Source organism: Streptomyces sp. NPDC032745 (assembly GCF_055579465.1).
Map to the genome: position 1 here is coordinate 123,344 of NZ_JBVING010000005.1, position 19,991 is coordinate 143,334.

The window sequence follows — 19,991 nt, forward strand, 5'->3', positions numbered from 1 at the left end:
TAGGCAGGCTGCCGCCACAAGGTTGGGTAGCGGCTACCGATGTCCGCGGCCGGCCCGGCTGCGCATGCTGCGTCATGACCGAAGAAACGGAACGCAGCGGCGGAGGCAGCCATGAACGACTACGACGTGATCATTGTCGGCGCGAGCATCGCGGGCTGCACGGCGGCCACGGCGTACGGCCGGGCCGGGCTGCGCGTGGCACTCGTCGAACGGCAGCGCAGCCCCCAAGCGCACAAGACGCTGTGCGGCCACTTCGTGCTCGGCGGCACGCACGACGTCCTGCAGCGACTCGATTTCTGGCAGCCCATGGTCGCGCACGGTGCGGCCGTGACGAGCGGACTGGGCATGTGGACGGAGCACGGCTGGATCGTTCCCCGGCCGGACAGTGCGCTTCCGCCGGCGATCAGCCTGCGCCGCGGCAAGCTGGACCCGCTGCTGCGGGAGATCGCCGCTACGACCCCGGGCGTGGACATCATGCCGGGACACCGCGTCGTCGATCTCCTCCAGGACGATGCCGGCGGCATACGGGGTGTGGTCACCGTGAGCGGCGAGCCCGGGCGCGAGGCCGGGCGCACCGAATTCCGGGCCCGTCTGGTCGTCGGCGCGGACGGCCACCACTCCACCGTCGCCCGACTCGCGGAGGTCCCCGAGGACCAGGCCCCGAACGAGCGCTTCCTGTTCTGGACCTACTACGAGGGCGCGACGATGAACGGCCCCGGCGACGGCCAGGTCTGGCCCGTGGGCCGGGACGTCGCCGTCTGTATCCGTGTCGACGACGGGCTCACCCAGGTGGGTGTCTTCCCGGCGAAGGACCGGCTGCCCGAGTTCACCGCTGAGCGCCAAGGCGCGTTCGACCGGTTCGTGGGGGGCCTGCCGGACGGGCCCTCCCTCGTCGGCGCCCGGCGGGTGTCGAACCTCATCGGCACCACCGACTACCCGTGCATACGCCGAGACCCCGTACCGCGGCCCGGGCTGGCCCTGATCGGCGACGCGGCCACCGCTTCGGACCCGGTTCCGGCTGTGGGCTGCGGCTGGGCGTTCCGCAGTGCCGCGTGGCTGGCCGACGCGACCGCCGAGCCCTTGGCCCAGGGCCGGGACCTGCACCGTGCGCTGCGCGGCTACCGCCGGGCACACCGGTTCATCGACACGTACGACGCCCTGGGCCGGCGGGAAGCACTCGCCAGGCCACCCAGCTCGCTCCAGCGGGCGATCCGCACGGCAGCCGTGTCCGACCCGGACATCTCCCATCGGCTCGCGGCGTTCGCGATGCGGGCAGCACCCCCGTCGGTACTGCTGAACCCCAGGGTCATGATCCGGGCCACGGTCGGATCCCGGGCGCCCGGCCCGCGGGGACGGCGCGCGGCGGCTGCTCCCGATCCGTCCGGCCGAGCATGACGGGTTCCTTCACGAGGCCCGGGAGCGCGGCGTACGCGATGATGGGACGGAGAAGCACGTGCCACGGCCGCTCGCCGCATGACCATCGCAAGCTCCCTGGAGGTCCTGATGCTGACCACCCCCGTATGCCGCCTTCTCGGTATCGATGCCCCGATCGTCTGCGCGCCCTTCGGCCCCTGGGACGAGGTCGATCTCGCGGCCGCAGTGTGCGGAGCCGGCGGCCTCGGCAGCCTCGGCACGGCGGTGCGGCCCCTCCCGGAACTGCGGGAGCAGTGGGCTCGGCTGCGGCGGCTGACGGACCGTCCTTTCGCGATCAATCACACGAGCCGCCCCTTCGACGAGGAGGCGTTCCAGGCCACGATCGAGGAGCGCCCGGCAGCGATCTCCTTCCACGTGGCGGTGCCGCCCGGCCTGATCGCCCGGGCGCACGATGCCGGCATCCTCTGGATCCAGCAGGTCTCCAGCAGCGGTCAGGCCGACGAGGCTCTCCGGGCCGGAGCGGATGTGATCGTCGCGCAGGGCGGCGAGGCCGGCGGGCAGGGCGGGGATGTCGGCACGATGGTGATGGTCCCCGATGTCGTCGACATGGCGGGTGGGGTACCCGTCCTCGCGGCCGGCGGGATCGCCGACGGCCGTGGCCTGGCCGCGGCGCTGACCCTGGGGGCGCAGGGGGTGCTGATGGGGACACGCTTCCTCGCGTCGGAGGAGATGGGCGTGTCGCAGGCGTGGAAGAGCCGGATCGTCGAGTCCGCCGCCTCGGACGCGGTGAAGGCCGTGGGCAGTGAGCGGATCCTGCCGCCGTTCAACCTCCCCGGCAGTGCGGGGGTGCCGCGCTGCCTTCGCACCCCCCTGGTGGACGCGCTGCGCGAGCACCCCGAACAGGTGGACCCCGCGGAGATCGTGCCCCGTGTGATGGCCGCGATCCGGGCCGGCGGCGGCGAGGAGTACCTCCCCTTGACCGGCCAGTCGACCGCCCTCGTGCACGAGATCCTGCCCGCCGGCGAGATCGTCCGCCGGACCGTAAGGGAAGCCGAGGCGGCGCTGGCGGCAGCGGCCCGCGCCATCGCCCCAAGGCCATGACGGCCCTCAGCCCCGGAGACGTGGAAGCCCTGACCGCGCTCGACGCCACCGCCCAGGCGCAGCTCGTCCGTACTGGAGAAGCCACCGCCGAGGACCTCGTCACGGCGGCCATCACCCGCATCGAAGCCCTCGACCCGCAGCTCAACGCCGTCGTCACACCGGTGTTCGAGAAGGCCCTGAACCAGGTCAAGGCCGGTCTCCCGGAGGGCCCGTTCACCGGAGTCCCCTACCTGCTCAAGGACCTCATCACCGAGCAGGAGGGCATCCCCTTCCACGAGGGATCGGTCTTCCTGCGCGACCACGTCTCACAGCACGACCAGGAGCTCGTACGAAGGCTGCGCGCCGCCGGACTCGTCATACTCGGCAAGACCGCCACACCGGAATTCGGCATGAGCCCCACCTGCGAGTCCGTCCTGTACGGGCCGACCCGCAATCCGTGGGACACCACCCGGACCACCGGCGGCTCCAGCGGCGGATCCGCGGCCGCCGTCGCCGCCCGGATGGTCCCCGCAGCACACGGCAACGACGTGGGCGGCTCCATCCGGTTCCCCGCCTCCTGCTGCGGGCTGTTCGGCCTCAAACCCAACCGGGCCCGGGTGCCGCTCGGCGCCGCGTACGGGGACGCCTTCGGCGGCTGGGCCTGCGAACACACCCTGACCCGCTCGGTACGGGACTCCGCCGCACTCCTGGACGCCGTCGCCGGGCCCGAGCCTGGCGACCCCTACCCGGCCCCGAAGGCGCCGGGGCCGTTCACCGACCAGGTCCGCCAAGAACCGGGGCGACTGCGGATCGCGTTCAGCAGGCGCCCGGCGGACGGCCACCCCGTGCACGCCGACTGCCTCGCGGCCCTGGACGACGCCCTCGGGCTCCTCACTGCCCTGGGCCACGAACTCGTCGAAGCCGACCTGCCAGGCCTCACACCGGACGTCGGCGACGCCATCGGCACCGTGTACGGCGCCTCCGTGTCCTGGATCCTCGCCTACTGGATCCGTGAACTCGGCCGCGAACCCGGCCCCGACGAGCTCGAACCTCTCACCCGGGCGTACTGGAAAGAGGGCCTGCGCGTCACCGGCGGCGACTACCTCCTCGCCGTCACCACACTCCAGCACTTCGCCCGCACCGTTGCCCGCTTCCTCAGCCGCTTCGACACCTGGCTCACTCCGACGCTGGCCCAACCACCGCTCCTCCTGGGCGAGATGACCTCCACAGAGGAAGAACCACTGCGCGCCGCCGAGCGGAGCGCCCCCTTCGTCGCCTTCCCCGCCATCGTCGCCAACATCACCGGCGCCCCGGCCATGTCCGTACCCCTGTACTGGTCCGGCAGCGGCCTGCCCATCGGCGTCCACTTCCTCGGCCGCGTCGGCGACGAGGCGACCCTCCTGCACCTCGCAGCCCAGCTCGAACACGCCCGTCCCTGGGCCGACCGCCGCCCGGACCGACCCACCACGCCCACGTGGCACGATCCGGCCGCCGGGGCCAGCCTGGAGGAAGGAAACTCCCCGTAGCGCAGCGAATGGAGACGGCCATGACGGCGACGACGCGGGATGACACACCGGTCGTGATCGAAGGCGGAGGCGTCGAACTCCGTACCCAAGCGATCGGAGAAGACCTGTCCGTGGCCTTCGTCCGGTTCCCGCAAGGCGCCGATATGAGGCCGGCCCTGACCGGCCTGCCCGACGGCCTCTGCGCCTGCCCTCACTGGGGCTACATGCTCAAAGGGAGGCTGAAGATGGTGACGAAGGACGGGGAGGAGATCTACGAAGCGGGCCAGGCCTTCTACTGGCCGCCCGGGCACGCCCCCGTGGCACTCGAGGACTGCGAATACGTGGACTTCTCACCCACCGATGCCTTCACCACCGTCCTCGACCACATCAAGGCACAGGGCTGACCCGACCCGCTCATGCTCCGCGCCTGCCCCGTACGGTCCAGGCCCGCGCACGCAGCGGGAACGTCAGTTGGTACCCCGTCGCCGCCGACTGGCACGGCGCGTACGGAGCGGTTCGGGGTACTTCCCAAACCGCTCCGCCCTAGGTATGGCCGGATCGTCTGCCCCGGCCTTTCTGCCACCCCTTCCCCGAGGGGTTTGTGAGGCCCGTAACCGGAGCGGGGCCCACCAGACAGAGGACTGTCGCCACGGGCCGCCCCCGTGCCACCGCGACCTCACCACACGCGCTGACGCAGCCACACGGCCGCCCGGCTTGCGGCCCCGCCGAGAGGGGCGGCAGACCAGCCGGTGCCCAACCAGAAACCGGCCCGTCCAGCGCCGACGGAGCCCTCGGCCGCCATGCTGTGATCAACGCATGAGACTCCCCCCGGGATACGCCACGGATACGGCAGCCTCTGCTCGCGGGCGTCACCCGCCCGATGCCTGCGTGCGGCCGGCGAGGGCGCTATGGCCTGACTTCAGCGGTCGGACGTCTTCCCCGGCCGTTCCAGGCGCGTGCTGTGAGGGCGATCGAGCCGTCGGCCTCGGTGGGGACGTCGGCTCGCAGACGCTCACGCAACGCGTCCTGCCCCTTCCGCGGCAGTGAAGCGAGGTACGACGGGGCGGGCCCTTGCCCGCCCAGGAACGGGGCCCAGTAGTCGTCGAAATCCGTGAAGCGTGTTGGGATGTTAATCTCGTCGACCTCCACGTCCGCCAGGCCGGCCGATCGCAGCAGTCCGTCCAACGGGCCCGGCGCGCACAGGGGGAACCGGAGGGCCTCGTCCAGCTCCCGGCTGCCCTCGTCCAGGGAGACGGCGGCTTTCCAAAAGTAGCGGATCAGTTCCATGCCCCCCTGGGTGTAGTCCCAGAGGTACGCGGCGACCGTGCCGCCGGGGCACACGATGCGGGCCATCTCGGCGACCGCCCGCTCAGGAGCGGGGACGAAGTTGAGGACCAGGCCGCTGACCGCCACCGACGCCCGGCCATCCGGGAACGGCAGCCTCATCGCATCGCCGCGTACGAACTGGGCCCGGGAATCCGTGACGTGCTGCCGGGCGTACCGGACGTAGCCGTCCGACGGCTCGACTCCCACCACCCGCCGGGGACCGGCCACGTCCAGGACCGCCCGCGTGACGGCACCCGTCCCACAGCCGATGTCCCGCCAGTCACTGCCCTCCGCAACGCCCAGCCGGCGGACGCACTCCACCGCCACCTGCCGGCTCCACCGCCCGATGTACGGCTCGTACGCTTCCCCTTCGCCCCACACCGGCGTTCACCCTCATCCCGGACGGCCGGGGCCCGGCGGGCCCGACACCTACCGCCTCGAACCAGCATGCCCGGGACCCCACCCGCTCGCAGCTCGGCCGGGCGCACCGGTCAAGACGAGAGCAAATGCGGGCCGCACGTCCGCCACGGCCGGATCCGCCCCCGGCCTCAGCACGGACGGATGTCACCCCGGCCGAAGAGATTCCTCGCATGCAAAGGGCCCGGGCGGCGCCGGGGCAGTTCCGGTCCCGCTGGAGCACAACCGCTCCAATGCCTCGTGGATCGGGGAATCGGAAGCGCCATCCACCTCCGCGCCAGCCTGTGCGGAAACGGGTCGCAACTCCTCAGACCCGAGCCCTCGCTCCGAAAGCCTGCCATCGACCGCGCTCCGGCCGGGGTCGTGCCCGGTGCCACGCGGTCACAGCCTGAGCAGCGCGTCCGTGAATACGCCAGTCAGGCCAGTGACATCGGCGAGATCGGCCAGCAGGCGGGACCCGGCGTGGCTGACCACCCCGCGGCCGTCGGCCGAGACGACGAGCTTGGGACGCAACCCGGTAGGTGCACGCAGAGAGTTCCTTCTTGCTGTGGTGACAGCCCCGGACAAGCCTCATCATCCCAGGCCCAGGAGGCACCTTCGCGTTCCGCTCGGGATCCGGACGCCGCCGCACGTGAAAGGCGGTGACTAGCGGCCGAGGAATCCTTCGACCACTGTCGCCAGTGTCTCGGGGCTCTCATCCGGGGCGAAGTGGCCGGCGTCGTTGAGAACCTCGAGCTCGGCGTTCGGATACCACTGCAGCCAGGTGGACCGCATGGTGTCAGGGCCCATCGCCGGGTCGTTCGCACCAGCCACGACAAGCACCGGGGTCGGATTTCCCTCGAGCCGCTCGTGGATGTCGGAGCCGCGAGTCCAGGATTCGAGGTAGGAGCGCAGGGCAACCGGCGAGGAGCGTTCCGAGCCGCTCACCCTGGCATCCAGCCATGCATCGTTGTGCCGACCGCCGGTGGTGACGTCAAAGATCGTCCTGCGGTTGCCGGAATCCTCCACGGCCCCGACGAACAGCTCCCACATCTCCCCTTCGAGCGGGAACCCGGACGCGGGTACCGGTGAGATGCCGATGATCGAGCGGACCCGCGAGGGGGCGTCCAGCAACAGCTGCTGGGCCGCCTTGCCGCCCATGGAGTGACCGATGACCGAGAAGGTGTCCCAGCCGAGGTCGTCGGCCACGGCGAGGGCGTCCGCCGCGACCTCCTCCATCGTGTACGTGCCGGGGGTGTCCATCGCCTCGCCGTACCCACGGCAGTCCACGAACGCGTAACTGAACGCGCTCCCGTCCAGGTGCTGCCGCAGCTGGCCGAAACTCGACCTGTCGCTCAGCCAGTGGTGGAGTGCGAGAACCCGCTCCGGACCGTTGCCCTGTACCTCATACGGAATTACGTGTCCTGCTACCTGGCCTGTCACAATGCTGGGTCTCCCCCTCCGGGCCGGGCCCGGAATCCCGTCGGCTTGTGGATTCGCTCCAACGGCGTAGCAGCGTGAGCGAGCGACCAAGGCATGGGCGCGCAGCAGGGCTAGCGTGCCCGTCCCCGCCGAGCACCCCCTGACTGCAGGAAGTCTGTCCCTGACGGAAGCGATAGACGCATTCGCCAGCGCTCATCGCTGCAATCCGCCATCCACGACATGGCGAGAGCCTCCAGGAGCCGACACCGCCAAGATTCGGACCTTCCCGGACCAGACTGCGAACCTGGGGGCTCCAAGACCAACGTCTGCGCTGGTCAACGGCACTCGGCTGCCATACCACCATGAGACGAAGAACCTCGTGACAGGAGCAGGCCCAATGCCTATGGACCGACTCCCCCAGCCCGAATGGCACCCCCGTACTCCTGGGGGGGCATCCGCTCCGCTCATCACCGGTCCCCGCAGCGGAGACCTCAGGTCGCACGCTCCGTTCGGACACGACGGCTGCATCGGTCAGTCGATGACGGCATGCGGCGGCACGAAGCAGACCGGGGAGACGTAGCGACCTCCCGTTTCGTGCGGTTCCGATTTGTGCCGCCTCGGCCGTAAACGGGTCACGCTCAACGCAGCGTAACCAGCACCGAACCAGCACGGGGTGGGTCGCGAAGGGTGCTGACGTAGGGTTTTGGGTCAGCGCCAAACCGGCACGGGAGTCAGCACCCGCCCTCCAGAACGGGCGCAACTCTGCAATTCCGGCAGGGGTCGTCGCCATCGGGTCCGGGGCCGCGGGCGGCACCTGCGCCGGCGGTGTGGCGGTCGGATACATAGAACGACGCCTGATTGTGATGGCCCACCACATATGCCGCTGACCTGGGGACTTCTACGTTGTGGCGACACCGATCGTCCCCGCAGACCCCCTGGAAGTGGTGTTCATGGCCTCCCCCGAGACCGCTCCCCCGACCGCCGGATCCATCAAGAGAATCGTCGCCGCCAGTCTCATCGGGACCACCATCGAGTGGTACGACTTCTTTCTGTACGGCACCGCTGCCGCGCTGGTGTTCAACAAGCTGTTCTTTCCCACCACCGATCCGCTGACCGGGACCCTGATCGCCTTCATCACCTACGCCATCGGGTTCCTGGCCCGGCCGCTCGGCGGGGTGGTCTTCGGGCACTTCGGGGACAAGGTCGGGCGCAAGAAGCTGCTGGTGCTGAGCCTGCTCATGATGGGCGGGGCCACCTTCGCGATGGGGCTGCTGCCCACGTACGCGAGCATCGGCGTCGGGGCACCCGTGCTGCTCACCGTCCTGCGGCTGGTGCAGGGCTTCGCCCTCGGCGGCGAGTGGGGCGGGGCGGTGCTGATCGTGTCCGAGCACGGCGGGGCCGAGCACCGCGGGTTCTGGGCCTCCTGGCCGCAGTCCGGCGCGCCGGGCGGGAACCTGCTGGCCACCGGGGTGCTCGCGCTGCTCGCCGGTGTGCAGTCCGATGCCGCGTTCCTGGCATGGGGCTGGCGCGTCCCCTTCCTGCTCTCCGGTGTCCTGGTCGTGGTCGGACTGTGGATCCGGCTGTCCGTCTCCGAGTCCCCCGTCTTCCTCGCCGCGCAGGCCGCCCGGCAGGGGCGCAAGGACGAGGCCCCCGTCGTCCAGGTGTTCCGCAAGAGCGTGCGCCAGGTGCTGACCGCCATCGGCACCCGGTTCGGCGAGAACATCTCCTACTACGTCCTGACCTCCTTTCTGCTGGTCTACGTCACCGTGCACTTGGGACTGCCCAAGAGCACCGCGCTGAACGCCGTGCTGATCGGCTCGGCCGTCCACTTCGTCACCATCCCGGCCTGGGGCGCGCTATCGGACCGGATCGGCCGGCGCCCGGTGACCCTGATCGGCTCGGTCGGCATGGCCCTGTGGGCCTTCGGGTTCTTCGCACTCGTCGACTCGAAGTCCTTCGCCGTCATCACCGTGGCCGTCACCGCCGGGCTGCTCCTGCACGGTGCCATGTACGGGCCCCAAGCGGCCTTCATCTCCGAGATGTTCGACACCGAGGTGCGCTACTCCGGTGCCTCGATGGGCTCGCAGCTCGCCTCGATCGTCGCCGGAGCGCTGGCCCCGCTCATCGCCGTCGAACTCCTCAAGGACTACGGCTCCTCCGTTCCCGTCTCCGTCTATCTCTGTGCGGCCGCCGTGGTGACCACCCTCACCGTCGCCTTCGCCCGGGAGACCCGCGGCCGTGATCTGGCACAGGCAGGCACCGGGCCCGCCGCTGCCTCCGGCGGGCGGGCGGCTCCGCTTCCGGCCGCCGCCGACCCCGCCTGATACGGTCCGGCCGGCCACGGAAGAATGCCCCCATGACCTCCGGACACGAATCCGCCCTGCTCGAACTGCTCGGTCTGCTGCGCCGCGGCGCGCCGGTCGAGCAGTTCGACCGCCCCGCGGCGGACGCACGCAGCGCCGGGGCGGGCCCTGCCGAGCAGGCCCTCGTGGACGAGGCCACGCGGGTGGCACTGGACATCCGGCGTACGCTCGACCAGCACCGGCGGCGCGAGGCCGAGCTCACGGCTCTGTTCGACACGGCCGGCGACCTCGCCGCCCTGCGCGACCTCGACGCGGTGCTCCGGGCCATCGTCCACCGGGCCCGCATGCTGCTGGGCACCGACATCGCGTACATGACCCTCAACGACCCGGTCGTCGGCGACACGTTCATGCGCGTTACCGACGGCTCGGTGTCGGCCGCGTTCCAGCAGCTGCGGCTCGGCATGGGCGAGGGGCTCGGCGGTCTGGTCGCCCAGACAGCCCGTCCGTACGCCAGCGCCGACTACCGCACCGACGACCGCTTCCGGCACACGGACACCATCGACAACGGGGTCCGCGAGGAGGGCCTGCGCGGCATCCTCGGCGTCCCGCTGCGCGTCGGCACCCGCGTGATCGGAGTCCTGTACGCGGCCGACCGGGCGGTGCGCGACTTCGCCCCCGACGCGGTCGCGCTCCTCTCCTCCCTCGCCGACCATGCCGCCGTGGCCATCGACGGCGCCCGGCTGCTCGAAGAGACCCGAGCCGCCCTCGTCGAGCTCGGGGTCGCCACCGAGACCGCCCGCGCCCAGAGCGAGGCGATGCGGCTCGCCGCCGAGACCCACGACCGTCTCACCCGCCTCGTCCTGCGCGGCGGCGACGTGGCCGACGTCGCCCAGGAGGTCGCCGCCCTGCTGGGCGGCAGCCTGGTCGTGCACGACGCCGATGGCGCCGAGCTCGCGCGGGTCGGCACGGATCCGGTCGGCCCGCCGGCCCGCGGCCTGGCCGCGTCGCGCTCCGGCGGCCGGGCCGTCGCGGTGGACGGGGTATGGGTCTGCGCGGTCCTGGCCGGGCCGGAGCTGCTGGGCAGCATCACCCTCGGCGGACGCGGCGACCTGCCCGACACCGAGCGGCGGCTGTTCGAGCGGGCCGGCCTGGTGACGGCGCTCCTGCTCCTGCTGCGCCGGACCGTCGCCCAGGCGGAGGACCGGGTCCGCGGCGAACTGCTCGGCGACCTGCTGGCTCCGGCGGCTCCCGGCCGTGTCCGTGACGCCGACAGCCAGACCCTGCGGGCCCGCAAACTGGGGGTCGACCTCGCCCGCCCGCACGCCCTCGTGGTGCTGCACTGCGACGCCGCGCTGCGGCCCCGGCTGGCGGCGGAGGCCGCCCGCCACGCACGCGCCCGCGACGGCCTGGCCGGGCTGCACCAGGGCTGCGTCGTCCTCCTCGCGCCGACCGACAGCCCGGGCCCGCTCGCCCGCTCGCTCGCCGCCGAGCTGGGCCAGGCCCTGGGCAGCCCGGTCACCGCGGGCTCCGCCGGGCCCGCGGCCGGACCGGAGGGGCTGCCGGGCGTGTACGCCGAGGCGCTGCGCTGCCTCGAGGCCCTGCACGCCCTCGGCCACAGCGGCGACGGGGCCGGCCTGCCCGACCTCGGCTTCCTCGGGGTGCTCCTGGGCGACCGGGCGGACGTGGGCTCGTACGTCGAGCAGGTACTGGGACCGGTCGTCGCGTACGACACGCAGCGCGGGACGGAACTCGTCCGCACCCTGGAGGCGTACTTCGCCCACGGGGCCAGCCTGGCCCGGACCAAGGACGCGCTCCACGTCCACGTCAACACCGTGGTGCAGCGCCTCGACCGGGTCCGGCAGATCCTCGGCGAGGACTGGAACACCCCGGCCGGGGCGCTGGAGATCCAGCTCGCCCTGCGGATCCTGCGGGTGACGGCGGCCCGGCCCCGTCCGGCCCCGAAGTCGCCGCTTCCCCCCTCTCCTTAACCGACCTCGACGTAGCCCGCCCACTCCCCGAGGGCGAACTTCTGCCCCTGGCGACGGACTTCGACGGCTCCCGTTCCGCCGAAGTGGGCGGGTACGAGCAACTCGGCCTCGTCTGCAGCGCGTTCGAGGATCCGGCGACGGCTGGCGGCGGCCTGCCCTGCGTCCAGGCAGAAGCAGCTGTTGCAGGCGGGCTCCAGGATCTGCACCGGGCTGTGCAGCAGGTCGCCGACGAAGACGGCCCGGTCGGTCCCCGAGGTGAGCCGCAGGACGGCGGATCCGGGGGTGTGTCCGGGCGCGGACTCGAGGGTGAGGTGCTCGTCGATACGGTGCGATCCGTCCCAGAGCAGGGCCTGTCCGGCGCGGTGGACGGGCGCGATGCTGTCCTCGTAGATCAGCCGGTCGTCCTCCCGGAGGCCGCCGCCGTACGCGTTGCCGGGCCCGAAGTGGTGGTCGTCCGCGGCCGGGACGAGGTACTGGGCGTTGGGGAAGGCCGGCACCCACCCCCCGTCCGCGGCAACGGTGTTCCAGCCGACGTGGTCGCCGTGCACGTGGGTGTTCACGACGATGTCGACGTCCTGCGGCCGGACTCCGGCCCGCGCCAGCTCCCCGAGGAAATCGCCCTGCCGGTGGTGGAAGAGCGGCGAGCCGGGCCGCTCCCGCCCGTTGCCCACGCCCGTGTCGACCAGGACGGTCTTCCCGGCACTGCGCAGGACCCAGGTCTGCAGGGCGAGAACCGCCCGGTCGCCGTCCGTGTCCCAGTGGTCCGGTGACAGCCAGTCCTCGTTCTCCTTCCACACCTCTGCCCCGGCCCCCGGCACGAGGTCGTGTGCCGGCCCGAGCGGCCCTGCCCATTCGATGACCCGGGTGATCTCGACCTCGCCCAGCATGATGCTCTGCCTGCTCTCCTTCTTCATACCGTCGAGTCTAGAAAGCGCGGCTGAGCCGCTCAATGCCCGCCCGGCTCATGTGAATACGTGGTCGGCTCACACCTGAGGCCTACGGCTACCCTGGACCCATGGATGTGGTGAGCGACGCCATCGCGGCCGTACGGATCGGACGGCCCTCCTCCAACCGGGTTCGGGTGAGCGGGAGTTGGTGCACGCGTTTCGCCCCGTACGCGGGCGCGGGCTTCCATGTGGTGCTGGAGGGCAGCTGTTGGCTGCTGCCCGACGGCGGCGGCCCGCCGGTCTCCCTCGGCCCCGGCGACGCGGTACTGCTGCCGCACGGCACGGGGCATGTGATCGCCGACTCCCCCGCCGATGCGGCGGCCGTGGCGGGGGCGGTGCCGTTCGAGCTGTGGCCCGACGGGTCTCTGCCGGGCCGCGCCCCGGCTGCCGCCTCGGGCGGGGTGGAGATGCTGTGCGGCAAGTACCGGCTCGACCGCAGCCGGGTCCACCCGCTCATGCTGGAGCTGCCGAAGGTGGTCCACCTGCCGAACCGGGTCGGAGTGCACCCCGAACTGCGGGCGGCGATCTCCCTGTTGGGCGGCGAGCTCGGCGGCGAGCAGCGGCCGGGCGCCTGCATGGCGGTGCCCAGCCTGCTCGACCTCCTGCTCGTCTACATGATCCGCTCCTGGATGGCCGAGGGCCCGGGCGGAGCCTGGTCGGCCGTCCTGGGCGACCCGGTCACCGCCGCCGCCCTGCGGGCGCTGCACTCGGATCCGGCCGCGCCCTGGACCAACGACCGGCTGGCGGCCGAGGCGGGCGTCTCCCGCCCCACGCTGGCGCGCCGGTTCACCTCACTGGTCGGCCGGCCGCCGATGGCGTACCTGACGTGGTGGCGGATGACGTACGCCGCCACCCTGCTCCGGGACACCCCGGACCCGCTGGCCGCGATCGCGCGACGGGTCGGGTACGGCACGCCGTACGCCTTCTCCCACGCCTTCAGCAGGGAGTTCGGGACCACACCGGGCCGCTATCGGGACGCGGCGGCGAAGGCCTCGTAGGCGCCCGGGCTGCCGGGCTGCCGGGCTGCCGGGCTGCCGGACGCCCTTGAGCGGCGGAGACGGATCGCCGCCACCGCCGCTCAAGGGGTCCAGAGAACCGGCCGGCTCAGCGCCGGACCGGGCACTGCTTCCAGGAGAAGTGGTACACGCTGTTGATGCTGCCGTCCGTGGAGTCGACGGTCATGTAGCTCGTTTTGTTCTTGTCGGAGGTCCCGACGTCCGCGCGCAGCTCGGTGTTGATGTTGAAGTTGCGCTGCTCGCCACAGGGGGCGAAGACGAGGGCCTCGATGCCGGTGGTGTCGGTCACCTGCCAGTTGTCGTCGAGTTCGCCATGGAACTGGTGGGTCCGGTTGGCGGTCTGGCTCATGCCCTGGAAGTAGTAGCTGGCCTTCTGGGTACCGGTCGCGCCCGGCTCCAGCTTGCCGTAGCCCCGGTAGTCGACGTGGGACACCGCGTACGTGTAGCCCTGCGGGACGTGCACGAGGAGGGAGAGCAGGCAGTTCTTGCGGCCTTCGGTGGCGGCGACGCCCCCGCCGGCCGAGGCCAGGTATTCGCTGTAGGTGACGGTGAAGGCCGAGTTGTCGGGGGCCACGGCGACGGCGGCGCTGCCGGGGCGGCAGCCCGAGCCGTTGACCGAGGCGACGTCGACGGCCACCCGGCCGGGGGGTGCGGTGGCGGTCGTGGCAGTGGCCCCGGCCGAGGGGGTGAGCGTGACGAGGCATCCGGTCACGGCGACGGCGGTCAGTGCGGTGCGGGCGGTGCGAAGCGACTTGATCACGCCGCCATGAATAGCCGCCGCACGTGGTCCCCGAGCCCGGCCGGGTACGCAGCATCACCCGGTCGGACGGCCCGGTTCACCGGAGAAACGTTTCAGCAATCCGGACCGGGAGGCCGAATGGCCCACGTGACACACCTTCACCCGCCTCACCCGCGCCTTTCCATACCAAATGCGGCATTTTTTCTATGATGGACATCCCGTCGACGGAGGAGAGCCCATGCCCGGTCCGCTCGTACGGCGGTCCGCCGTGCTGTCCGCATGCGTGGCCACCGCCGCCGCTCTCGCATCCCTGACCGCGCCCGCACCGCCCGCCTCCGCCGCGCCGGTCGGGCACGCGTCCCCTCCGGGGCGGCACCAGGCCGACGACGGCGTCGCCCGGGTCGAGGCGGACCCCGACGAGGCGGCCGTAATCGGCGAGGAGCACGCCCGGGCGCACGCCCAGCGGCGGAGCGCGGTCGGGGGCCCCAAGGAGTACCCCCAGGAGAAGCGCACCAAGAGTCTCGCCGCCCTCAAAGCCTCCCAGCAGAAGGCCAACACCGCCTTCTCCGCGGCACGGTTCGGCCGGTTCACGGAGTTCTTCCCCTCCCCCGATTTCGGCGTGCACACCGCCCTGCTGCCCACCGGCAAGGTGCTGCTGTTCTCCTTCGAGCGCGTGGAGGTCAACCCCACCAAGGAGACGGGGCCCACCGACCGCATCGGCCGGACGAACGCGGGCCGCGCCTTCCTGTGGGACCCGGCCCGGGGCACCGGGGCCCGGGCGTTCAAGAAGGTGCAGCCCCCGACCGTCCTGATGCCCGACGGTACGTACATCCCCCGCCCGGCGCCGTTCTTCTGCGCGGGGCACGCCTTCCTGCCCAACGGCATGGTCGGGGTCTTCGGCGGCAACACCGGCGGCAAGGGCGGCAGCGGCGCCAAGCTGTCCTTCGTGTTCGACCCGTGGACCGAAAAGTGGTTCCGCAACCAGGACATGTCCGTCGGCCGCTGGTACCCCTCGGTCGTGACGGGACCGGACGGGCGCCAGATCATCATGTCCGGCCAGTCCGAGCGGGGCACGGGCACGCCCACCCCGGTCGTGGAGCGCTTCCCCGCGCTGCGGCATCCCGTGCCCTGGGGGCCGTACGACATCCCCATCGACCTGGCCTCGGAGCGGCTGCGGGCGGACGCCCCGTTCCGCAACGACTATCCGCACCTGTTCTCGCTGCGCGACGGCAAGATCTACGGCCTCGGCCGGGACGCCGACCAGCAGTGGCTGTTCGACCCGGTGAAGGAGACCCGCACCGATCTGCCGCGGCGGCCCGCCGACTTCCGCGGCTACGGCTCGGCGGTACCGCTGCCGGCCGGGTTCCGCGGCCCCGACTCCGTACTCGTGCTCGGCGGCGATCCGCACGACCCGAACACCTACCGGCTGTCCGGCGGCCGGTGGACCACCGAGAAGCCGCGGGCCTTCGGCCGCACCCAGGACGACACGCTGATCCTGCCGGACGGGACGCTGCTGACGGTCAACGGCGCCCTGGACACCCGGGATTACGGGCACGGGCCGTTCAATCCGCAGGCCGACCTCTCCTACCGGCAGATCGAACTGCGCGATGCGCAGGGCCGCTGGCGGCTCGGGCCGGCGCAGCGGCTGCCCCGCGGCTACCACTCCAACGCCCTCGTGCTGCCGGACGGCCGGATGATGGTCACCGGCGACGAGCTCCAGCAGATCGCCAACGACCCCGCCATCGGGGACGAGATGGACGGCAGCATCGAGCTCTACGAGCCCGCGTACCTGCACCGGGGCAGCCGGCCGGCCCTCGACCGGGCGCCCGGGGGCGAGCTGGGCTACGGGGCGGACTTCGAGGTGCACAGTTCCACCGCCGCCCGGGTCACCCGGGCCGTCCTCCTGGCGCCGACCACCGTCACCCATGCGGTGAACACCAGCCAGCGCCATCTGGAACTCCCGGTCAGCGGCGTACGCGGCACCGCGATCGGGCTGCGCACACCGCCGAGTGCGGCCGACGCCCCGCCGGGGTACTACATGCTGTTCCTGCTCGACGGGAAGGGAGTGCCGAGCACGGCGAAGTGGGTCAAGCTCGGCGGCCGCAGATAGCGGGCAGGACCGGTCTCAGGGCGCGGGCGGCGGCTCGACCCGGCGAACCTTTGCGGTCACAGCACTAGCTGTGCGGTCTGCTGCGGGGTGAGGCCCTCGAGCAGGGTCCGCTCGTGTCCATGTGCTCGGTGAACGCCCGGTCGCGGAACGGCGGCGTGCGACGAGGCCGTCCCGGTCGATCCGTTTGGCCGGTGGTCGCCGGTCACGGCGATCGCGCCGTTCGCATGGGGTACGGACCGCTGCGTCACCCGCACACGAGCGCGTTCTCCGCCCTGATCCACGTCGCCGCGCAGCGACTGGCCCGCGGTGGAGCACGGAGGTCGGCGTCCTCGCGTCGAACGGCGTGGCAACTGCCGGGCGGCGGGCCTCCCGAGCTGTTCGGATTCACCCATGCCTCGGCCGTCGCGACGGCGGTGGCCTTCGCCACGTGGTTCACGGGGCTGCGGCTGCTGCCGGCCGCGACGGCCGGGCTGCTCGGGCTGCTGAACCCGGTCACGGGCGTGCTGTTGGGCACGGCGATCGCCGGAGAAACACTCACACTCCGACAGATCTGCGGCCTCCTGCTGACCCTGACGGGCATGCTCCTAGAGCGGAGGAGGGGATTCCTCACCGCTCGTGACGGGAGGAATTCGGCAGGTAGTAATTAGGTGAATCCCCGACTGAATTACCGTCAATAAGGGTTGAGCCCATATCTCGATTTGATAACGAGATCCTTAAAATGGCCTGGACCAATAACGCCCTACGCGCGTAACTTACCTATTTTTTAAGCGAATTGACGGTTCATCAAATACAACCAGCAGGTAACAGTCTGATATCTCGGGGCCCATTCCCGTTTGTCCGAATTCTCCACCGCGCCCATCTGGCAGGCTTCCGCGAACCCACTCCTCCGACCAAGGATTTGAGGTGCGCATGACTAGACATCGCAGGAAGCAGCGCGAACACCGGCGCAAACCGCGCCGGTTGATACTCCTCACCGCCGCCATGGCCACGGCGGCGGTGATAGCGGGCGGCATCGCCTACTCCGGGCTCGGCGACGACGCTCAGGCAGGGACGCCCGTACTGGCCGACGCGGCCGCGGACTCCCTCACACCGGCCGCCGCACCGGCCCGCGACGCGGAGCCGGCGCCCATCGTGGGCGAGCCCGCCAACGAGACCGCCAAGGGCATGGTCTTCGACGGCCTCAAGGCTGCGCCGAAGGGCGACCGTTGCGTCGGCGTCTACCGCACGGAGGCCGGGCTCTGCACGCACGGCCCCGACGCCCCGCCGAAGGACGTCGACATCAAGGCCGACGTCGCCCCCGTGGTGAAGACGAAGGCCCCGGCCGCCGACCCGGCGAAGCCGGAGGCCGGCGAAGCGGCCGCCGCGGAAGGCAGCGGGCGTCCTCAGGACGCGCCCGCCGCCGACGCCGGCTCCGCCAAGGGGGCTCCCGCCGCTGCGCCCGCGCCCGCCGCGTCCGGCGGCAGCCAGGCCGTCGCCGCCGGTCCCGCCGGCCAGACCGTCCAGTGCGACGGTGACGGCAGCACCGGCAACCGCGTCCAGGTCGTGTACGTCCACGGCTCCGACCGCGACCGCTACTCCGAGTACCTCGCCTCGTTCCGCAAGTGGGCGGCCGACGCCGACCTCATCTACTCGACGAGCGCCCAGGAGACCGGCGGCATCCGCCACATCCGCTACGTGACGGCCGCGGACTGCACGCCGACGGTGCTCAACATCGAGCTCCCGGCGTCCGCGCTCTCCGAGTTCAGCGCGACCAACAACGCGCTCGCCGGCAAGGGCCTCGACCGCCGCGACCGCAAGTACATGATCTTCGCGGACACCCAGATCTACTGCGGCATCGGTACCTTCGCGGGCGACGAGCGGCCCGGCCAGGACAACCAGAGCAACTTCGGCCCCTCCTACGGACGTACGGACTCCGGCTGCTGGGGCGGCCACACCGCGGCGCACGAACTCGGCCACAACCTCGGCGCGGTGAACAACAGCGCCCCCAACACCAGCCGAGGCGCCCACTGCACGGACGAGTGGGACGTCATGTGCTACTCGGACACGCCGTACTACCCGCAGATGCGCAACGTGTGCACCAACCAGGCCGCCGAGAACATCCTGGACTGCAACCACGACGACTACTTCCACACCAGTCCCAAGGCGGGCAGCTACCTCGCCACGCACTGGAACATCGCCAACAACCAGTTCCTGATGAAGGCCAACGGCGGCGGCGGTGGCACGAACCCCGACCCGAAGCCCACGCCGAGCCCCACTCAGAAGCCGACCCCGACGCCGACCAAGAAGCCCACGGGCGGCCCGAAGGTGACGGCGGCGCAGATCCAGTCGGACTCCGCCGTGGTGAGCTGGCCGAAGGTCGACGGTGCCGCCTGGTACCAGGTCCTGCTGAACGGCAAGCACCTGACCTGGGTCCAGTCCCAGGCCCTGCGCATCTACAACCTCCAGCCCGGTACGGAGTACAAGGTCGCCGTCTCGGTCCGCGACGGCTCCGGCCGTGACAGCGGAGCCGGCCCGACCACGGCCTTCCGTACCACCGGCGCGGGCGGCGGCACCACCACCCCCGGTACCCGCTACACCCTCGGCAACGGCAGCACCGGCATGGCCGCCGAGCTGTGGGGCGGCCGCAGCGCCGACGGCACGGTGCTCGTCGGAGGCCGCTCCAACGGCTACGCCCAGCAGCAGTGGCTCTTCGACGACGCGGGCGGCGGGCTCGTCCGCATCAAGTCCGCGGTCTCCGGCAAGTGCCTGCAGACGGGCGGCGCCCCGGCCGCCGGCATGTGGATCGCGCAGCAGCCGTGCGGCAACAGCTCCGCACAGCAGTGGAAGCTGTCGTCCCGCGGCGGCGGTGTGACCGTCACGGACTCCAGCGGCGGCTACGCCCTGACCGTGAGCAACCGCCCGTACTACGGCGCCTGGCTGCTCGACCTCCAGCGCGCGGACGGCCGCGCGTCCCAGGTGTGGACGGTCCAGAAGGTCGGCTGACCTCCCGGATCGACGCCTCCCGCCGGTGGACGGCCGCCCTGCGCGGCCGTCCACCGGCCCCCTCATCTCCCGCACCACAGCTCATCGCATCCCACCGCACCAGGAGCACCCAACGATGCGTACACGCCCCGCCTTCCCGGTCCGCACCGGACTCGGCTTCCTGTCCCTGTTCCTCGCCCAGGCCCTGGCCGTACCCACCGCCGCCCACGCCCACGGCGACACCGTCAAGGTCGTGGTCACCGGTCAGCGGGAGGGCCATGTCACCACCGAGATCACCTGGGAGAACGACGGGGACGCCATCGACGAGGCGGTCGCCGCCACGGTGAACTCGACCAGCCCCGACGGCTCCCGCACGATGGGACCCTGGCGGCTGGTCCGCGACGCGGGCTCGCGCAGCGGCTGGAGCACGGCCGAGGTGCTGCCGCCCGGCACCTGGAAGGTCACCGTCGACGTGGGGTTCCCCTCGCTCGGCCACGGAGAGAAGGAGATCGCCGTTCCGGTGGTCGACCCGGCGCCGTCTGCGGGCACGCCGAGCGCAGCCGCCCCGTCCACTGGGCCGGTCCCGCCCGTGTCCTCCTCGTCGTCCGCGTCGTCCGCGTCGCCGGCCCCCGGGCAGGCGCAGAGCTCGTCGCCCGCGAGCGGTCCGTCCGCGGCCCCGGCCGGCGAAGGCGGGGACAGCGCCGTCTGGTGGACCACGGCGGGTGTGGCCGTGATCGCCCTGGCCGGCGCCGCCGCCGGTGTGCTGCTGCGGCGCGCCCGGGCCCGCAGGCGCTGAGGTCCACGGGAAAGGGGCGACGAGAGAG

The 19,991-nt window shown here is 71.8% G+C and carries 15 protein-coding genes and 1 pseudogene; 11 read left to right on the plus strand and 5 right to left on the minus strand.

Annotation, left to right across the window (positions count from 1 at the left end):
- Positions 1-111 precede the first annotated feature (111 nt).
- The 4 genes from ACZ5WG_RS14645 to ACZ5WG_RS14660 all read left to right on the plus strand — a co-directional run bounded on the left by ACZ5WG_RS14645 (position 112) and on the right by ACZ5WG_RS14660 (position 4,363).
- A complete protein-coding gene (locus tag ACZ5WG_RS14645; protein WP_468723201.1) occupies positions 112-1,395 on the plus strand; it encodes an FAD-dependent oxidoreductase in 1,284 nt (427 codons plus the stop codon).
- Between the two features lie 78 nt (positions 1,396-1,473).
- Positions 1,474-2,475 carry an NAD(P)H-dependent flavin oxidoreductase gene (locus ACZ5WG_RS14650; RefSeq protein WP_468723202.1) on the plus strand — a complete coding sequence of 334 codons (1,002 nt, stop codon included), beginning with the start codon at positions 1,474-1,476 and terminating at the stop codon, positions 2,473-2,475.
- Positions 2,472-3,980 (plus strand): amidase, encoded by a 1,509-nt coding sequence (locus ACZ5WG_RS14655; RefSeq protein ID WP_468723204.1) that lies wholly within the window; start codon positions 2,472-2,474, stop codon positions 3,978-3,980. The genes ACZ5WG_RS14650 and ACZ5WG_RS14655 overlap by 4 nt, the downstream gene beginning before the upstream one ends.
- Before the next feature lie 20 nt (positions 3,981-4,000).
- A complete protein-coding gene (locus ACZ5WG_RS14660; RefSeq protein ID WP_468723205.1) occupies positions 4,001-4,363 on the plus strand; it encodes a cupin domain-containing protein in 363 nt (120 codons plus the stop codon).
- A gap of 502 nt (positions 4,364-4,865) precedes the next feature.
- Here the strand turns inward: ACZ5WG_RS14660 and ACZ5WG_RS14665 are convergent.
- From ACZ5WG_RS14665 to ACZ5WG_RS14675, 3 genes are all read right to left on the minus strand, one after another.
- Complete coding sequence (locus tag ACZ5WG_RS14665) at positions 4,866-5,666, minus strand: class I SAM-dependent methyltransferase (RefSeq protein WP_468723207.1); 801 nt, start codon at positions 5,664-5,666, stop codon at positions 4,866-4,868.
- 417 nt (positions 5,667-6,083) lie between these two features.
- Complete coding sequence (locus tag ACZ5WG_RS14670) at positions 6,084-6,215, minus strand: hypothetical protein (RefSeq protein WP_468723940.1); 132 nt, start codon at positions 6,213-6,215, stop codon at positions 6,084-6,086.
- A 132-nt stretch (positions 6,216-6,347) separates the two neighbouring features.
- On the minus strand, positions 6,348-7,124 hold the full coding sequence (locus tag ACZ5WG_RS14675) for an alpha/beta fold hydrolase (RefSeq protein ID WP_468723209.1): 777 nt from the start codon (positions 7,122-7,124) through the stop codon (positions 6,348-6,350).
- 929 nt (positions 7,125-8,053) lie between these two features.
- Between ACZ5WG_RS14675 and ACZ5WG_RS14680 the strand changes: the two genes are divergently transcribed.
- Both ACZ5WG_RS14680 and ACZ5WG_RS14685 read left to right on the plus strand, forming a co-directional pair.
- Entirely contained in the window at positions 8,054-9,427 is a 1,374-nt protein-coding gene (locus ACZ5WG_RS14680) for an MFS transporter (RefSeq protein ID WP_468723901.1), read from the plus strand.
- 32 nt (positions 9,428-9,459) lie between these two features.
- Entirely contained in the window at positions 9,460-11,394 is a 1,935-nt protein-coding gene (locus ACZ5WG_RS14685; protein ID WP_468723210.1) for a helix-turn-helix domain-containing protein, read from the plus strand.
- Here ACZ5WG_RS14685 and ACZ5WG_RS14690 read toward each other — a convergent pair.
- Positions 11,391-12,308, minus strand: coding sequence for an MBL fold metallo-hydrolase (locus ACZ5WG_RS14690; protein ID WP_468723211.1), 918 nt, complete (start codon positions 12,306-12,308; stop codon positions 11,391-11,393). The two genes, ACZ5WG_RS14685 and ACZ5WG_RS14690, sit on opposite strands and share 4 nt — an antisense overlap.
- Positions 12,309-12,409: 101 nt before the next feature.
- Between ACZ5WG_RS14690 and ACZ5WG_RS14695 the strand changes: the two genes are divergently transcribed.
- Positions 12,410-13,339 (plus strand): AraC family transcriptional regulator, encoded by a 930-nt coding sequence (locus tag ACZ5WG_RS14695; protein WP_468723213.1) that lies wholly within the window; start codon positions 12,410-12,412, stop codon positions 13,337-13,339.
- 106 nt (positions 13,340-13,445) lie between these two features.
- Here ACZ5WG_RS14695 and ACZ5WG_RS14700 read toward each other — a convergent pair whose 3' ends face one another.
- Positions 13,446-14,117, minus strand: a complete 672-nt coding sequence (locus tag ACZ5WG_RS14700) for a DUF4360 domain-containing protein (RefSeq protein ID WP_468723214.1) — start codon at positions 14,115-14,117, stop codon at positions 13,446-13,448.
- A gap of 217 nt (positions 14,118-14,334) precedes the next feature.
- Between ACZ5WG_RS14700 and ACZ5WG_RS14705 the strand changes: the two genes are divergently transcribed.
- The 4 genes and pseudogenes from ACZ5WG_RS14705 to ACZ5WG_RS14720 all read left to right on the plus strand — a co-directional run bounded on the left by ACZ5WG_RS14705 (position 14,335) and on the right by ACZ5WG_RS14720 (position 19,963).
- A complete protein-coding gene (locus tag ACZ5WG_RS14705; RefSeq protein ID WP_468723215.1) occupies positions 14,335-16,206 on the plus strand; it encodes a galactose oxidase-like domain-containing protein in 1,872 nt (623 codons plus the stop codon).
- Positions 16,207-16,510: 304 nt separating this feature from the next.
- Positions 16,511-16,853: pseudogene (locus ACZ5WG_RS14710) on the plus strand (EamA family transporter); the annotation flags it as partial.
- Positions 16,854-17,115: 262 nt separating this feature from the next.
- The gene (locus ACZ5WG_RS14715; RefSeq protein WP_468723217.1) at positions 17,116-19,188 is read left to right on the plus strand and encodes an RICIN domain-containing protein; all 2,073 of its coding nucleotides are present in this window, start codon (positions 17,116-17,118) and stop codon (positions 19,186-19,188) included.
- 115 nt (positions 19,189-19,303) lie between these two features.
- On the plus strand, positions 19,304-19,963 hold the full coding sequence (locus tag ACZ5WG_RS14720) for a hypothetical protein (RefSeq protein WP_468723219.1): 660 nt from the start codon (positions 19,304-19,306) through the stop codon (positions 19,961-19,963).
- Positions 19,964-19,991 lie beyond the last annotated feature (28 nt).

What these genes read in the sequence shown, in the direction of transcription:
- ACZ5WG_RS14645 (WP_468723201.1), top strand. Translation starts at nt 112, where the DNA reads ATGAACGACTACGACGTGATCATTGTCGGCGCGAGCATCGCGGGCTGC.
- ACZ5WG_RS14650 (WP_468723202.1), top strand. Translation starts at nt 1,474, where the DNA reads ATGACCATCGCAAGCTCCCTGGAGGTCCTGATGCTGACCACCCCCGTA.
- ACZ5WG_RS14655 (WP_468723204.1), top strand. Translation starts at nt 2,472, where the DNA reads ATGACGGCCCTCAGCCCCGGAGACGTGGAAGCCCTGACCGCGCTCGAC.
- ACZ5WG_RS14660 (WP_468723205.1), top strand. Translation starts at nt 4,001, where the DNA reads ATGACGGCGACGACGCGGGATGACACACCGGTCGTGATCGAAGGCGGA.
- ACZ5WG_RS14680 (WP_468723901.1), top strand. Translation starts at nt 8,054, where the DNA reads ATGGCCTCCCCCGAGACCGCTCCCCCGACCGCCGGATCCATCAAGAGA.
- ACZ5WG_RS14685 (WP_468723210.1), top strand. Translation starts at nt 9,460, where the DNA reads ATGACCTCCGGACACGAATCCGCCCTGCTCGAACTGCTCGGTCTGCTG.
- ACZ5WG_RS14690 (WP_468723211.1), bottom strand. Translation starts at nt 12,308, where the DNA reads ATGAAGAAGGAGAGCAGGCAGAGCATCATGCTGGGCGAGGTCGAGATC.
- ACZ5WG_RS14695 (WP_468723213.1), top strand. Translation starts at nt 12,410, where the DNA reads ATGGATGTGGTGAGCGACGCCATCGCGGCCGTACGGATCGGACGGCCC.
- ACZ5WG_RS14705 (WP_468723215.1), top strand. Translation starts at nt 14,335, where the DNA reads ATGCCCGGTCCGCTCGTACGGCGGTCCGCCGTGCTGTCCGCATGCGTG.
- ACZ5WG_RS14715 (WP_468723217.1), top strand. Translation starts at nt 17,116, where the DNA reads ATGACTAGACATCGCAGGAAGCAGCGCGAACACCGGCGCAAACCGCGC.
- ACZ5WG_RS14720 (WP_468723219.1), top strand. Translation starts at nt 19,304, where the DNA reads ATGCGTACACGCCCCGCCTTCCCGGTCCGCACCGGACTCGGCTTCCTG.